The 12,122-nt window shown below is 60.1% G+C and carries 18 protein-coding genes and 1 other RNA gene; 12 read left to right on the forward strand and 7 right to left on the reverse strand.

Translation table 11 applies throughout. The annotated features are described in order from the left end of the window. The first annotated feature begins 77 nt into the window (after positions 1-77). From ABD653_RS05250 to ABD653_RS05265, 4 genes are all read left to right on the forward strand, one after another. Entirely contained in the window at positions 78-1,277 is a 1,200-nt protein-coding gene (locus ABD653_RS05250) for a hydrolase (protein ID WP_160780193.1), read from the forward strand. Next, positions 1,274-2,290: an arginine N-succinyltransferase gene (locus tag ABD653_RS05255; protein WP_160780194.1), complete on the forward strand. Its 1,017-nt coding sequence runs from the start codon at positions 1,274-1,276 to the stop codon at positions 2,288-2,290. Before ABD653_RS05250 ends, ABD653_RS05255 begins: the two co-directional genes overlap by 4 nt. Then, positions 2,287-3,537 carry an N-succinylarginine dihydrolase gene (locus ABD653_RS05260; RefSeq protein WP_325065413.1) on the forward strand — a complete coding sequence of 417 codons (1,251 nt, stop codon included), beginning with the start codon at positions 2,287-2,289 and terminating at the stop codon, positions 3,535-3,537. The genes ABD653_RS05255 and ABD653_RS05260 overlap by 4 nt, the downstream gene beginning before the upstream one ends. 128 nt (positions 3,538-3,665) lie before the next feature. Beyond that, positions 3,666-3,911, forward strand: a complete 246-nt coding sequence (locus ABD653_RS05265; protein WP_160780195.1) for a hypothetical protein — start codon at positions 3,666-3,668, stop codon at positions 3,909-3,911. Positions 3,912-3,931: 20 nt separating this feature from the next. Here ABD653_RS05265 and ABD653_RS05270 read toward each other — a convergent pair whose 3' ends face one another. The 3 genes from ABD653_RS05270 to mscL all read right to left on the reverse strand — a co-directional run bounded on the left by ABD653_RS05270 (position 3,932) and on the right by mscL (position 5,407). Beyond that, entirely contained in the window at positions 3,932-4,399 is a 468-nt protein-coding gene (locus tag ABD653_RS05270; protein WP_160780196.1) for a GNAT family N-acetyltransferase, read from the reverse strand. 172 nt (positions 4,400-4,571) lie between these two features. After that, positions 4,572-4,917, reverse strand: a transfer-messenger RNA (tmRNA) gene (gene ssrA / locus ABD653_RS05275). A 67-nt stretch (positions 4,918-4,984) separates the two neighbouring features. Continuing rightward, the gene (gene mscL, locus ABD653_RS05280; protein WP_160780197.1) at positions 4,985-5,407 is read right to left on the reverse strand and encodes a large conductance mechanosensitive channel protein MscL; all 423 of its coding nucleotides are present in this window, start codon (positions 5,405-5,407) and stop codon (positions 4,985-4,987) included. 132 nt (positions 5,408-5,539) lie between these two features. Between mscL and ABD653_RS05285 the strand changes: the two genes are divergently transcribed. Genes ABD653_RS05285 through ABD653_RS05320 form a run of 8 tightly spaced genes read left to right on the forward strand, consistent with a single transcriptional unit; the run spans position 5,540 to position 11,361 of the window. Then, on the forward strand, positions 5,540-6,145 hold the full coding sequence (locus ABD653_RS05285; protein WP_160780198.1) for a LemA family protein: 606 nt from the start codon (positions 5,540-5,542) through the stop codon (positions 6,143-6,145). A 56-nt stretch (positions 6,146-6,201) separates the two neighbouring features. Then, positions 6,202-6,942 (forward strand): TPM domain-containing protein, encoded by a 741-nt coding sequence (locus ABD653_RS05290; RefSeq protein ID WP_344705295.1) that lies wholly within the window; start codon positions 6,202-6,204, stop codon positions 6,940-6,942. After that, on the forward strand, positions 6,942-7,727 hold the full coding sequence (locus ABD653_RS05295) for a TPM domain-containing protein (RefSeq protein WP_160780508.1): 786 nt from the start codon (positions 6,942-6,944) through the stop codon (positions 7,725-7,727). Before ABD653_RS05290 ends, ABD653_RS05295 begins: the two co-directional genes overlap by 1 nt. Next, positions 7,727-8,539 (forward strand): TPM domain-containing protein, encoded by an 813-nt coding sequence (locus ABD653_RS05300; RefSeq protein WP_199801145.1) that lies wholly within the window; start codon positions 7,727-7,729, stop codon positions 8,537-8,539. Before ABD653_RS05295 ends, ABD653_RS05300 begins: the two co-directional genes overlap by 1 nt. A 53-nt stretch (positions 8,540-8,592) precedes the next feature. After that, the gene (locus tag ABD653_RS05305) at positions 8,593-9,336 is read left to right on the forward strand and encodes a TPM domain-containing protein (protein ID WP_234032214.1); all 744 of its coding nucleotides are present in this window, start codon (positions 8,593-8,595) and stop codon (positions 9,334-9,336) included. Between the two features lie 3 nt (positions 9,337-9,339). Next, positions 9,340-10,014: a TPM domain-containing protein gene (locus ABD653_RS05310; protein WP_160780200.1), complete on the forward strand. Its 675-nt coding sequence runs from the start codon at positions 9,340-9,342 to the stop codon at positions 10,012-10,014. A 10-nt stretch (positions 10,015-10,024) separates the two neighbouring features. Beyond that, positions 10,025-10,567, forward strand: a complete 543-nt coding sequence (locus tag ABD653_RS05315) for an NUDIX hydrolase (RefSeq protein ID WP_160780201.1) — start codon at positions 10,025-10,027, stop codon at positions 10,565-10,567. Further along, complete coding sequence (locus tag ABD653_RS05320; RefSeq protein WP_160780202.1) at positions 10,567-11,361, forward strand: SDR family oxidoreductase; 795 nt, start codon at positions 10,567-10,569, stop codon at positions 11,359-11,361. The genes ABD653_RS05315 and ABD653_RS05320 overlap by 1 nt, the downstream gene beginning before the upstream one ends. A 107-nt stretch (positions 11,362-11,468) precedes the next feature. On the opposite strand, the gene ABD653_RS05325 is transcribed toward ABD653_RS05320, so the two are convergent. The 4 genes from ABD653_RS05325 to ABD653_RS05340 are packed head-to-tail and all read right to left on the reverse strand — an operon-like array spanning position 11,469 to position 12,116. Beyond that, entirely contained in the window at positions 11,469-11,684 is a 216-nt protein-coding gene (locus tag ABD653_RS05325; protein WP_160780203.1) for a PspC domain-containing protein, read from the reverse strand. Beyond that, the gene (locus ABD653_RS05330; RefSeq protein WP_160780204.1) at positions 11,681-11,800 is read right to left on the reverse strand and encodes a recombination protein F; all 120 of its coding nucleotides are present in this window, start codon (positions 11,798-11,800) and stop codon (positions 11,681-11,683) included. The genes ABD653_RS05325 and ABD653_RS05330 overlap by 4 nt, the downstream gene beginning before the upstream one ends. 38 nt (positions 11,801-11,838) lie before the next feature. Then, positions 11,839-11,952, reverse strand: a complete 114-nt coding sequence (locus tag ABD653_RS05335; RefSeq protein WP_199801146.1) for an enoyl-CoA hydratase — start codon at positions 11,950-11,952, stop codon at positions 11,839-11,841. Between the two features lie 47 nt (positions 11,953-11,999). Further along, positions 12,000-12,116, reverse strand: a complete 117-nt coding sequence (locus tag ABD653_RS05340; RefSeq protein ID WP_199801147.1) for a recombination protein F — start codon at positions 12,114-12,116, stop codon at positions 12,000-12,002. Positions 12,117-12,122 lie beyond the last annotated feature (6 nt).

A 12,122-nucleotide genomic window follows, 5' to 3' on the forward strand; every position in this document is an offset into this window, starting at 1 on the left:
CAGCTGCCTATGGCCAAAGCGCGCGGCGAATGCAACGGGTTGGAACCGGCGAAACTCACGGCTAGGAACAGTTGCAGATGAAACCTTCCGATCCCATTCTCGCCGATATCGATCAAGCCGCCATGTGCGAGCAAACGCTAGCCTGGAGCAGTATCAATTCCGGCACCGCCAATCTCGACGGGCTGGCGACAATGGCCGCGCGTTTACAAGAAGCCTTTGGTGCCCTGCCGGGCGAGGTCGAGCTGGTCGATCCCACACCCGTCACCGCGATATCTGCCGACGGTAACGAGTTTGCGAAGCCGCACGGGCAACATCTGGTGGTGCGGGTGCGCCCCGAGGCGCCGCGCCGGATATTGCTGACCGGCCATATGGACACGGTGTTTCCGGTCGATCACCCGTTTCAGGACAATGTCTGGCTGGATGACGAAGTGGTCAATGGCCCCGGCACTGCCGACATGAAAGCGGGTATCGCCGTAATGCTGCATGCGCTGATGGCGCTGGAACGGAGCAAGCACGCAATCGGCCTGGGCTATGATGTGATGATCAATTCAGACGAGGAAACAGGATCGCTTTCCTCTGCCCGATTGATCGATGATCTGGCCAGCGGGAAATATGCCGCCCTGACTTACGAACCTGCCGCGACCCCGCAAGGCACGCTGGCCCATGCACGCGGCGGGACCGGCAATTATTCACTGATCGTGAAGGGTCGATCCGCCCATGCCGGGCGCAATCCGCAAGACGGGCGCAATGCGCTGGTCGCTGCTGCAGCGCTTGCAGTGGGCTTGAAGGACCTTCAGACCGACGATTGCCCGGTCAACCCGGCGAAGATCGAAGGCGGAGCGGCAAACAATGTGGTGCCGGACAATGCCGTGCTGCGGTTCAATATCAGGCCCAAGGAACCCAGTGCCGGTGAAGTTTTCGAGGCTGGCCTCCAGTCGCTGATGGCACAGGTGCGGCAGACGCATGAAGTTTCGGTCGAGCTGCATGGCGGCGTCACTCGTCCGCCCAAGCCGGTCGACCGGCGCGCGCAGAAACTGTTCGATCTGGTCCGCAGCTGCGGGGCCGAACTGGGCCAGGACATCGACTGGCAATCGACCGGCGGCGTGTGCGATGGCAACAATATCGCGGCCTGTGGGGTCCCTGTGGTGGACACGATGGGTGTGCGCGGGGGCAAGATCCATTCGCCTGACGAATTCATGATAGTGTCCAGCCTGTCGGAACGTGCAGCCCTGTCTGCCCTCGTCCTCCAACGGCTGGCCATGGGAGAAGAGCTTTGAGTTTCCGCCTGCGCGCCGCGCGCTCCGAAGATATCGAGCCACTCTACGAGATGGCCAAGCTGACCGGAGGCGGATTTACCAACCTGCCCGCAGATCGCGATGCGCTGGGGGCGAAACTAACCACTTCGGTCGCCGCGTTCGAGAACACCGTAGACGAACTGGCCGACGAGCAATTCGTCCTGGTGCTGGAGAATGCCGAAACCGGCGCTGTGCGCGGCACCTGCCAATTGATGAGCCAGGTCGGACAGCAATGGCCGTTCTATTCCTATCGGCTCACCACCCTGACCCAGTACTCTCAAGAACTCGACCGCACGGTGCGCGCGGAATTGCTCAGCCTGGTGACCGATCTGGAAGGATCGAGCGAAGTGGGCGGCTTGTTCCTCCACCCGAATGAGCGCGCCGGGGGCCTGGGCCTGCTGCTTGCCCGCAGCCGCTATCTGTTTATCGCCATGCACCGCAAACGCTTTGCCGACCGGATCTTGGCAGAACTGCGCGGGATCATTGACGAACGCGGCGGATCACCCTTCTGGGATGGTGTGGCCGGGCGGTTCTTCGGCATGGGGTTCCAGGAAGCGGACTATTTCAACGCCATCAATGGCAATCAGTTCATCGCCGACCTGATGCCCAAACATCCGGTCTATGTCGCAATGCTGGACGAGGAAGCGAAGAAGGTGATTGGCCTGCCCCACCCCACCGGGCGCGCGGCAATGCGGATGCTAGAGCAGGAGAATTTCCGCTACGAAGGCTATGTCGACATTTTCGACGGTGGCCCGAGCATGATCACCCGCACCGATGATGTGAAGAGCATCGCACAATCGCATAATGGCCCTGTCTCCAGCATCGAGCTGGAAAAGGGCGAGAAAGCGTTGCTCGCTACCGGTCGCTTGACCGATTTCCGCAGCTGCTACGGCGCCCGCGAAATCCGCGCAGATGGCAGCTTGGCAATCGATGCACAGGCCGCCGACCTGCTAGGCATCACCGAGGGCGATACGGTGTGGAGCGTGGCGCGGTGAGCAAGCTGGTCGAAATCAATTTCGACGGCATCGTCGGCCCGAGCCACAATTACGCCGGCCTCAGCCTTGGCAATATTGCCAGCGCCAGCCACAAGGGCGATCCCAGCTATCCACGCGCAGCGGCCCTTCAGGGCGTTGCCAAGATGCGCAGCAATATGGAGCGCGGCCTGGCCCAAGGCTATCTGTTGCCCCTGCCCCGGCCCAATGACGGCTTGCTGCATCGGATCGGTGCCAATGCCGATACACCTGCCCAATTGCGCGCCGCCGCATGGTCTGCCTCCAGCATGTGGACTGCCAATGCGGCCACGGTCAGCCCGGCACCCGATACCGCCGACGGCACCTGCCATCTGACCCCTGCCAACCTGGTCACCATGCTGCATCGCGGCCAGGAATGGCGCGATACCAAGGCACAGTTGGACATCGCCTTCGCCGATACATCCCACTTCACCATCCATGACGCGGTTCCGCCCAGCTTTGGCGATGAAGGCGCGGCCAATCACATGCGCTTTTGCGAGGAACATGCAGGCGCGGGGGTGGAAGTGTTCGTCTATGGCAGGCCGGGCGGAAGATTTCCTGCCCGCCAGCACGAGCAAGCCAGCCGGGCTGTCGCCCGCCTGCACGGACTCGATCCAGACCGATGCGTGTTCATCGAACAGAACCCGGTGGCGATCGAGGCCGGCGCGTTTCACAACGATGTTGTATCGGTGGCCAACGAACGGGTGCTGTTCACGCATGAGGAAGCCTTTGCCGACCAGGCAGGCGCTTACGACGCGATCCGTGCGGCGTTCCCGGAATTGGAAGTGGTCGAGGTACCTTCCAGCGCCGTCAGCCTTGCCGATGCGATCAAGACGTATCTGTTCAACGCGCAATTGCTGACCCAGCCCAATGGCAGCATGGCCCTGATCGTACCGGAGGAATGCCGCGAGAACGCGAGCGTGTGGAAATGGTGCGAGGGTATGATGGCTAGCAATGGCCCGATCCGCCAAATCATCCCGGTCGATGTGCGCCAGTCCATGGCCAATGGCGGCGGCCCCGCCTGCCTGCGGTTACGCGTCGTAGCCGATCCCGCGACGGTCGATCCGCGCTTCCTGCTCAGCGAAAGCCGCGCCGACCAATTGGAGCAGATCATCGCGTCTTACTGGCCCGATCAGATCGACCCAAGCGATATTGGCAGCAGCAGTCTGGCAGGTTCCGTCCGCACTGCGCGCGGCAAGTTGCTGGAAATGCTGGACCTCGGACAACTCTAGTTAACGACCTTGCCGCATCGTCGGCAGCCTTTACACTCGGTCCCCTATTAACCACTGCAACCCGCAGGCGGCTGCCGCTGGCACGCTGCTTGCACTGCAAAAGGTTAAAATGGGAAGGGTTTGCGGGAATGCTGAGAAAACTGGGCCGGCTGTTTGTGATCAAGAATCGCGGCGAGGCGTTCCTGATCATCTTTGCCCTGGCCCTGGGCGCCATGGATCGTGGCAGTCACTATGTTGAGCAGTTGCCGGGCACGATGGGTTGGGTGCTGTTCTGGGCCTGCGGCGGCGCTGTGATGCTGGCCGGCGCAAAGATCCTCGATTGCCTGCGATACGAACGGGAACGGGTGGCGGTCGTAAAGACGGGCCAGACCTGACGGCCTGACCCGCCCCTGGATTAACTCAAAGCTTTGCGGAAAACGATTTTGTCATCTCCTTCGGCATAATAGTCCCTGATGCACGCCTCCCGGTTGTACTGGAGCATCTCGTAAAACCCGCGTGTTCTCGCGAAATCCGGTGTTCCGGAAGTTTCGACCAAAAGGACACGCACATTTTCCGATGCGAGCTCCTCTTCGACATGCTCCATCAGCTTACGTCCGATGCCTTCACCATGGCGGACCGGGTCGACCGCAATCAGCAGAAGATTCCAGGTGCCATCCGTGAGAGGTTCGGGGACGTAATAGGCCACGCCGTCTGCACCGGACCGATCGAACACGAGCCATCGCTGAATGTCCCGTTGACCCGAGAAGTAGGGTGAAGTCATCTCATCAAGCATTTCTGGTGGAAACATGTCGTTGCTCTCGACGAGATACCGGACACGGTCGAGATCGCCGCGCTCGAGAGCGCGAATATAAGTATTTGTCATTGGATTACCTTTGGAAATTGAATGCAGAAACCCACTCCCGCGCAATCACACGGCGGAAGGGAGTTTGATCAAAAACTCTGATCACAAAGGGATCAGAGGATGGTAGCAATCGTAGGCAAAAAATCTCCAAATCAAGGTGGGGGTTTCTGTTGCTAGCTACCCCCGGAGCCCCGGAATCCGCTTCTGTTGCCCGGTGGGTCCAACCGCGCTTTAGCTTTGTAAATTCAGGCCGCTAGGCCGTCACATTACGCAGCGATTGCGAGTGCTTCGTTATCGTTGGCACTTGTGTGTTGTGAAAAGTTTTGCGGGATTCTCAGCCCGGGTGAAAACAATGCCTTTCAACACACGTCGATCCTAGTTCGGCCCCATCAGGAAACATTTGAAATCAAATGCCTTTTGGTGGAGCCGCCGGGTACTGCCCCCGGGTCCGTTGTGTCTATTACACACCGCCATTTATCACCATAGCCCGCCGAAACGGGCAGGATCTATATAGGCGCATTCAGCTTAATGGGAAGTGAGTGGATGCGAAAATGGCCGCTCCCACCATTGGCAGGAGCGGCCACTTCTTACGCCTGTGCGCAGTTTTTACTTCTTAAGCGCGTCGCGGATTTCGGTCAGCAGCTCGATTTCGGTCGGGCCAGCGGCCTCTTCCTCTTCGGCCGGACCTTCCATGTTGGCTTTCACCTTGTTGGCATAACGGACCAGCAGGAAGATGATGAAGGCCAGGATCAAGAAGTTGATCACGGCGGTGACGAATGCGCCCCATGCCAGGACATTGGCGCCAGCCTCGCGTGCGGCTTCCAACGTGGTGCCCGGCTCGACTTCGCCGCTGAGGACGATGTATTTGCTGCTGAAGTCGACATCGCCGAAGATCATGCCCACAATCGGCATAATCACATCTGCGGTCAGCGACGAAACAATTACGGCAAAGCCTCCCGCGATAATCACCGCGACGGCCAGTTCCATCACATTGCCCTTGGCAATAAAGTCCTTGAATTCAGTAAGCATGCAGCCCTCCTCTTTGTTCTGGTGATGAATGTGTCACGCCAATCCGCTCTTGCCAAGTGGGCCCGCACAGGCTTGAACAAGCAAGTAACTGTCCTATATAGGCAATACAGCCAAATTTTCGGGGAGATTTTGATGACACTTCGCAATGCCGTCCGTTCGACGCTGCTGATGCTCGGAGCGGTTTCGCTCGCATCCTGCGGTATCAATTCCGTTCCAGCCGCAGAAGAAAACGCTAAGGCCAAGTGGGCCGATGTCGAGGCGCAATTCCAGCGCCGCGCCAACCTGATCCCCAATCTCGCCGAAGTGGCGCAGGGTGCCGCCGAAAACGAGCGTGCGATCCTGACCGAAGTGACCGAAGCACGCGCCAGGGCGACGAGCGTCCAGGTCAGTGCCGACGATCTCGGTGATGCTGCAAAGATGGAAGAGTTCGCAGCCGCGCAGGCCCAGATGGGCCAGGGTATCGGCCGCCTGCTCGCCAGCTTCGAAGCCTACCCCCAGATCACGTCAACCCAGGGCTTCATCACGCTGCAAAGCCAGCTTGAAGGTACGGAAAATCGCATTGCAGTCGCCCTACGCGATTATAACGAAGCGGTGCGCCAGTATAATACGACCATCCGCACATTCCCCGATACGATCGGTGCCAATATCATCCATGGTGCGGAACCGCTGGCCCCCTACGCCGCCACGACCGCAGGCGCAGAGGAAGCTCCGGAGCTCGACCTGACCCCCAATAATTGAGGGGCTCGTTGAGCCTGGTCCGGTCCGTTTTTCTGGCCATCGCCGCGCTTGTGGCGATGGCCACCGGACCTCTTGCTGCCCAAGACTTTCCCGAACTGACCGGCCAGGTGGTCGACGCCGCAGATATCCTGTCTGCCAGCGAGGAAGCCGCGCTCTCCACAAAGCTGGAAACAGTCGAGACGGAAACGCAGCGGCAACTGGTGATCGCGACAATCCCTGATTTGCAGGGGTATGACATTGCCGACTTCGGATACCAGCTAGGTCGCGAATGGGGTATCGGCGATGCAGAGCGCAATGACGGTGCGCTGCTGATTGTGGCGCCTAACGAGCGCAAGGTCCGGATCGAGGTCGGCTACGGGCTGGAGGGCATCCTTACTGATGCGGCCAGCAGCAACATCATCCAGCGCAGCATACTGCCATTGTTCAAGGCCGGCGACATGCCCGGCGGCATTGCTGCCGGGACCGACGCTATGATTGCGCAATTGTCGCTGACCGAAGATCAGGTCCGGGCCCAGGCTGCAAGCCGGGCGGAAGACGAAGAATGGAGCACCCGCGTCAGAATTATCGTCGCTATAGTCATCATGATGTTGCCCACCTTTATCGTGACAATACCGCTCATCTATCTCGCGAAGAAGGCCACGCGAAACCGCCGGAAATGGAAGAGCGATGGCAAAGGTGGAAAGATCTACACCAGCAGCTCGCGTTCCTATGGCGGATATTCGGGAAGCAGCAGCAGTAGCAGCTTCTCCGGCGGCGGTGGATCGTTCGGTGGCGGCGGATCGAGCGGCAGTTGGTGATGCGCCCTGTCGCCTTGTTCCTCTCACTGGCCCTCTTGCTTCTGGGCGGGCCCGTGATGGCGCAGACCTTTCCCGAGCTGAGCGGGCGTGTGGTCGATCAGGCCGGGATCATACCGTCCGATGTGGAAGCCGAGCTGACAGCGGAGCTGGCCTCTCTGGAGGAGCAGACATCACGCCAGCTTGTGATCGGCACGATCGCCGATCTGGAGGGCTATGACATTGCCGACTATGGCTTCAGGCTCGGGCGCGAATGGGGCATTGGCGATGCCGAGCGCAATGATGGCGTGCTGCTGATCGTCGCTCCGAACGAGCGTAAGGTCAGGATCGAGGTCGGCTATGGCCTCGAGGGTATAGTAACCGATGCCTTTGCCTCGATGGTGATCCAGCAGCAGATCCTGCCGCGTTTTCGTGACGACGATATGCCCGGCGGGATCACGGCGGGCACCGCAACTCTGACCAATCTGCTGGCCTTGCCCGAAGCAGAAGCGATGCAGTTGGTGGCAGAGCGCAAGGAGAAGGATCACGGCCCGGTATGGCTCCTTCCGCTGTTGCTTTCGATCCCGCTGATAGCCATCGGCTCATTCCTGGCCATGGCTGCCTTGTTCATGGATCGAATGAAGAAATGGAGCGGCGGCGGCGCGGGCGGTGTAAGAGTGTATTCTCCGGGATCCACCCGGTCATCCTGGAGCAGCGGCAGCAGCTTTTCGAGCAGCAGGTCTTCAAGTAGCAGTTTTTCCGGTGGCGGCGGTTCGTTCGGCGGCGGTGGATCAAGCGGGAGTTGGTAATGCAATTGGTTTCACGGGTCCTGGTCATACTGGCATTGCTATTCAGCGTGCCGGCCATGGCGCAGACGTTCCCCGAACTCACTGGCCGGGTGGTCGACCAGGCGGATGTCATTCCGCCCGATGTGGAGGCGCAGCTGGAACAGAAACTCGCCGCGCTTGAAACCCAGTCGCAGCGGCAATTGGTGGTTGCGACCATTCCCGATCTCGAAGGCTACGATATATCCGACTATGGCTACCAGCTTGGCCGGGCCTGGGGGATCGGCGATGCCGAGCGCAATGACGGCGCGCTGCTGATTGTCGCGCCCAATGATCGCAAGGTCCGGATCGAAGTCGGCTACGGCCTCGAAGGCTATATGACAGATGCGCTTTCGTCGCTGATCATCCAGAACCAGGTCTTGCCGCGCTTTCGCGATGGTGACCTGCCCGGCGGAATTGTCGCCGGAGCCGACAGTATTATCCAGCAATTGCAATTGCCGCCCGACCAGGCTGCGCAAGTCGCCGCCGAAGCGGGACAGGCGCGCGATAGCGACGGTGGCTTTCCGGTCGGCGCGATCATCTGGTTCGGCGTGCTGTTTTTCTTCTTCATCCTGCCCATGCTGCGCGGACGGGGCCGCAAGCGCCGCTATGGCGGCACCGGGAGTGCAGTCGGCGACATCATCCTGTGGGAAGTCGGATCCTCGATCGTGCGTGGCGCCCTGAGCGGCGGCGATGATTGGGGCGGCGGAGGCGGCGGTTTCGGTGGTGGATTTGGAGGTGGCTTCTCCGGCGGCGGCGGATCATTCGGAGGCGGCGGCGCCTCCGGGGGTTGGTAAGCAGCACCTTGGCCGGAAGGGTATCCATGGCAAGCGTGCGGCAGCTGTTGCGAATGATCTTTGCAACTTGCGTGCTGGTCGCGTCACCCTTGGCTGCGCAAGACTTTCCCGAACTGACGGGACGCATCGTCGATCAGGCCGGATTGCTGGACGAAAAGAACACAACGAACCTGACCGAGAAGCTGCGCAAGCTGGAAGAAACCACCACCAGGCAGCTCGTTGTTGCGACCGTCAATGACCTGGAAGGCTACGATATTGCCGATTACGGCAACCGGCTGGCCCGGCACTGGCAGTTGGGGCGCGGTGCGAATGACAATGCCGAGAAGGACAATGGCGTCCTGCTGCTCGTCGCGCCAAACGAACGCCGGGTGCGGATTGAAGTGGGGTATGGGCTGGAGGGCGTCATCACCGATGCCCTCGCCTCCCACATCATCCAGGAGAGCATCGCTCCGAAATTCAGGCAGGGGAACATGCGCGGCGGTATCGTGTCGGGCGTTTACCAGATTGCCAAGCAGCTGGAATTGCCTCCCGAGGAAGCGCAGGGAGCTCTCGAAGATCTCGCGTCCGAGAAACTGTGGGATGACGGTGGCCTGGTTTTCGTTGTAGCGCTGGTCCTTGTCATCGGCATCTGGATCGGCCTTTTTGGTGGAAGAGGAAAAGGGCGCGGCAAACGTGTTTCCAGCTGGAATTACACGTCTTCGTCCAGGCGCTCACGCAGCAGTTCGAGCAGAAGCTCGTCCAGCTTTCGTGGCGGCGGTGGTAGTTTCGGAGGCGGCGGCGCCTCAGGAGGATGGTAGAAAATGGCCTATTTGAATGAAGACCAGCACAAGATCGTTTCTGACGCCGTTGGCGCAGCGGAAATGACAACCTCGGGCGAGATCGTGACAGTCCTGGCGGACCGGTCCGACGGCTACACCGATGTCATCCTTTTATGGGCAGCGGTGCTGTCCTTCACAATGATGAGCGTTTTCGCCGCCCTGCCCCAGCCATTCATGGATTTCTATGACAGCTTACTGGGCGGATGGGATCATGAATGGACCACTGGCCAATTGGCCAGCATGACGATCACGCTGGGCCTGATCACATTTGCCCTCACCTGGGCGGTGCTGTCGTGGGACAAGCTGACCTTTGCTTTCATCCCCGGCCCGGTCAAAACGGCCCGCGTCCACCAGCGGGCGATCAAGCACTTCAAGGTCGGGGCAGAGCGGCGCACCACCGGGCGCACCGGCATCATGATCTACCTCTCCATGCGCGAACACCGCGCCGAGATTGTCGCTGACGAGCCGATTGCCAAGCTGGTTTCCGCCGATGTCTGGGGCGAAGCGATGTCCGATATGCTGGTCGAGATCAGGCAGGGGAAGATTGCCGAGGGGATGGCCGCCGGCGTCCGCGATGTCGGTGTCGTCTTGTCGGAGCACTTCCCGCGCACCGATGATGACGAGAACGAGTTGCCCGATCGCCTGATCGAAGTCTAAGCCGCCCTGAATGACCGATCCTGATGCCAACCTGCCCGAAGAAACGATGTGGCAGGGCAAATTCGTCACCGCCAAACGCCGCGGACGGTGGGAATATGCCAGCCGCTCGCGCGGGATTCGCGCGGCGGCGATCATCGCCATCGAAGATGGGCACGTGCTGCTGGTCGAACAATACCGCGTGCCGCTGGGCCGGGTCTGCCTCGAAATACCGGCCGGGCTGATCGGCGATCATGAGGGGCAGGAAGACGAAGACGCGACCGAGGCCGCGATCCGCGAGCTGGAAGAAGAAACCGGCTATCGGGCCGAGCGGATGGAAACCATCGGCGAGTTTTATTCCAGCCCCGGCATGGTCAGCGAAGCCTTCACTCTGCTGCGTGCTCATGGCCTGACCAAGGTCGGCCCCGGGGGTGGCACGGAAGGCGAAAACATCACCGTCCACCGAGTCAAATTGGCCGAACTGCCGCAATTCGTTGCGGAATGGCGCCAACAGGGGCACGGGGTGGATGTGCGGATTGCCATGTTGATGGCACCAGGATTTTTGGGAGAAGTATGATGGCAGTCACTCGGCCGGGGCGTGTTGAAGGAAAAATGGCGCTGGTAACAGGCGCAGCGCAAGGTCTGGGCGCGCAGCACAGCATGACGCTGGCGCTGGAAGGCGCGAGGGTCCTGTGCACCGATATCAATGGCGAAGGCGCCGCCGAAACGGCCGCGGCCATCAATGCTAAGCTGGGCGACGGCACAGCTTTCTCCATCCAGCACGATGTGACCGACCGTGACCAATGGGACGCCGCAGTCGCCATGGCGCGCGATTCGATGGGCGGGCTCAATGTGCTCGTCAACAATGCCGGGATTGGTGTGGCTGGCAACATCGAAACCTGTACGTTCGAAGACTGGCAGCGCTGCTTCTCGATCAATGTCGACAGCATCTTTCATGGCTGCCAGGCTGCCCTGCCCCTGATGCGCGACCACGCGCCGGGATCGATCGTCAATATCAGCTCTATCGCTGGACTGATCGCGAGCGATACGATGCCGGCCTATAATGCGTCCAAGGCTTCGGTCTGGATGATGAGCAAGTCGATCGCGCTGCATTGCGCTAAAAAGAATATGCAAATCCGCTGCAATTCGGTGCACCCCACCTTCGTGGATACACCGATCCTCGATGGCACGGCGAAGAACCACAATATCGAGAAGTCTGTTTTGCTTGAGAAGCTGGCGCGTCAGATCCCGCTCAAATTCGTTGGCGAGCCGAGCGATATTGCCAATGCAGTGCTGTACCTGGCGAGTGACGAGAGCAGGTTCATGACCGGAGCGGAGCTGAAGCTCGACGGCGGTATCTCGGCCATGTGACCCCATTGGGGCGAGAGACTTTCGGGTCTCGGTAACCTCCCGGCCATTTCGCGCGGGAGGGTTTTGTCCTTGGTGTGACCGGGAGCCCCCTTTTTGAGGGAGCCTCCTCAGTCTGCAATCAGGGCGATGGCGGCATAGACGAGGATCAGTGATCCGAAGCCAACCAGTGTGCCCAAGACGAAACCGATACGCACCATCAGTGGGTCGATCCCGAAATATTTGGCGATACCAGAGCATACGCCCCAGATTTTGCCATTGGTGCGGTCAAGCCGAAATTCCTTGGACGGCGGGCCGCTGCGGTTGTTGTTGCTGACCTGGTTCATGCGATGAGACCGGCCGGGCTTGCAGGGATAATGGCGAAGGCCATCGTGGCTGTGGAGATCGCAAGAGCCGTGAATGCGGCGAGGATGCGAGTTCCGGATACTTCAAAGTCGAACATGGTTCCTTTTCCTTTTGCTTGAGTGATGATCTGGTCGATCAGGCGACGAGAACAGGGCTGCCGGGGACGATTGCGGTGGCCATGGCGACTGCCGAAAGGGCAACTGCGAAAGCGGCGGCGAAGAGGCGGTTTACATCGAATTTGACGGTCATGATCTTGGTTCCTTGTGAAAGTGTGGTCGGGGGTTGGTGTGGTTGGGTTAGGCGATCAGGCCGGCCGGGGTGGCAGGTACGATTGCGGTGGCCATTGCGACTGCCGAAAGAGCAACTGCGAAGGCGGCGGCGAAGAGGCGGTTTGCATCGAAGTTCAGGGTCATTGTCTT

Origin of the sequence: Parerythrobacter jejuensis, from assembly GCF_039536765.1 — a bacterium.
GTDB classification, from domain to species: domain Bacteria; phylum Pseudomonadota; class Alphaproteobacteria; order Sphingomonadales; family Sphingomonadaceae; genus Parerythrobacter; species Parerythrobacter jejuensis.

Bases quoted from the DNA above. Each gene is read 5' to 3' on its own strand.
- ABD653_RS05250 (WP_160780193.1), top strand. From the start codon at position 78: ATGAAACCTTCCGATCCCATTCTCGCCGATATCGATCAAGCCGCCATG.
- ABD653_RS05265 (WP_160780195.1), top strand. From the start codon at position 3,666: ATGCTGAGAAAACTGGGCCGGCTGTTTGTGATCAAGAATCGCGGCGAG.
- ABD653_RS05270 (WP_160780196.1), bottom strand. From the start codon at position 4,399: ATGACAAATACTTATATTCGCGCTCTCGAGCGCGGCGATCTCGACCGT.
- mscL (WP_160780197.1), bottom strand. From the start codon at position 5,407: ATGCTTACTGAATTCAAGGACTTTATTGCCAAGGGCAATGTGATGGAA.
- ABD653_RS05285 (WP_160780198.1), top strand. From the start codon at position 5,540: ATGACACTTCGCAATGCCGTCCGTTCGACGCTGCTGATGCTCGGAGCG.
- ABD653_RS05290 (WP_344705295.1), top strand. From the start codon at position 6,202: ATGGCCACCGGACCTCTTGCTGCCCAAGACTTTCCCGAACTGACCGGC.
- ABD653_RS05295 (WP_160780508.1), top strand. From the start codon at position 6,942: ATGCGCCCTGTCGCCTTGTTCCTCTCACTGGCCCTCTTGCTTCTGGGC.
- ABD653_RS05300 (WP_199801145.1), top strand. From the start codon at position 7,727: ATGCAATTGGTTTCACGGGTCCTGGTCATACTGGCATTGCTATTCAGC.
- ABD653_RS05305 (WP_234032214.1), top strand. From the start codon at position 8,593: ATGATCTTTGCAACTTGCGTGCTGGTCGCGTCACCCTTGGCTGCGCAA.
- ABD653_RS05310 (WP_160780200.1), top strand. From the start codon at position 9,340: ATGGCCTATTTGAATGAAGACCAGCACAAGATCGTTTCTGACGCCGTT.
- ABD653_RS05315 (WP_160780201.1), top strand. From the start codon at position 10,025: ATGACCGATCCTGATGCCAACCTGCCCGAAGAAACGATGTGGCAGGGC.
- ABD653_RS05320 (WP_160780202.1), top strand. From the start codon at position 10,567: ATGGCAGTCACTCGGCCGGGGCGTGTTGAAGGAAAAATGGCGCTGGTA.
- ABD653_RS05325 (WP_160780203.1), bottom strand. From the start codon at position 11,684: ATGAACCAGGTCAGCAACAACAACCGCAGCGGCCCGCCGTCCAAGGAA.
- ABD653_RS05330 (WP_160780204.1), bottom strand. From the start codon at position 11,800: ATGTTCGACTTTGAAGTATCCGGAACTCGCATCCTCGCCGCATTCACG.
- ABD653_RS05335 (WP_199801146.1), bottom strand. From the start codon at position 11,952: ATGACCGTCAAATTCGATGTAAACCGCCTCTTCGCCGCCGCTTTCGCA.
- ABD653_RS05340 (WP_199801147.1), bottom strand. From the start codon at position 12,116: ATGACCCTGAACTTCGATGCAAACCGCCTCTTCGCCGCCGCCTTCGCA.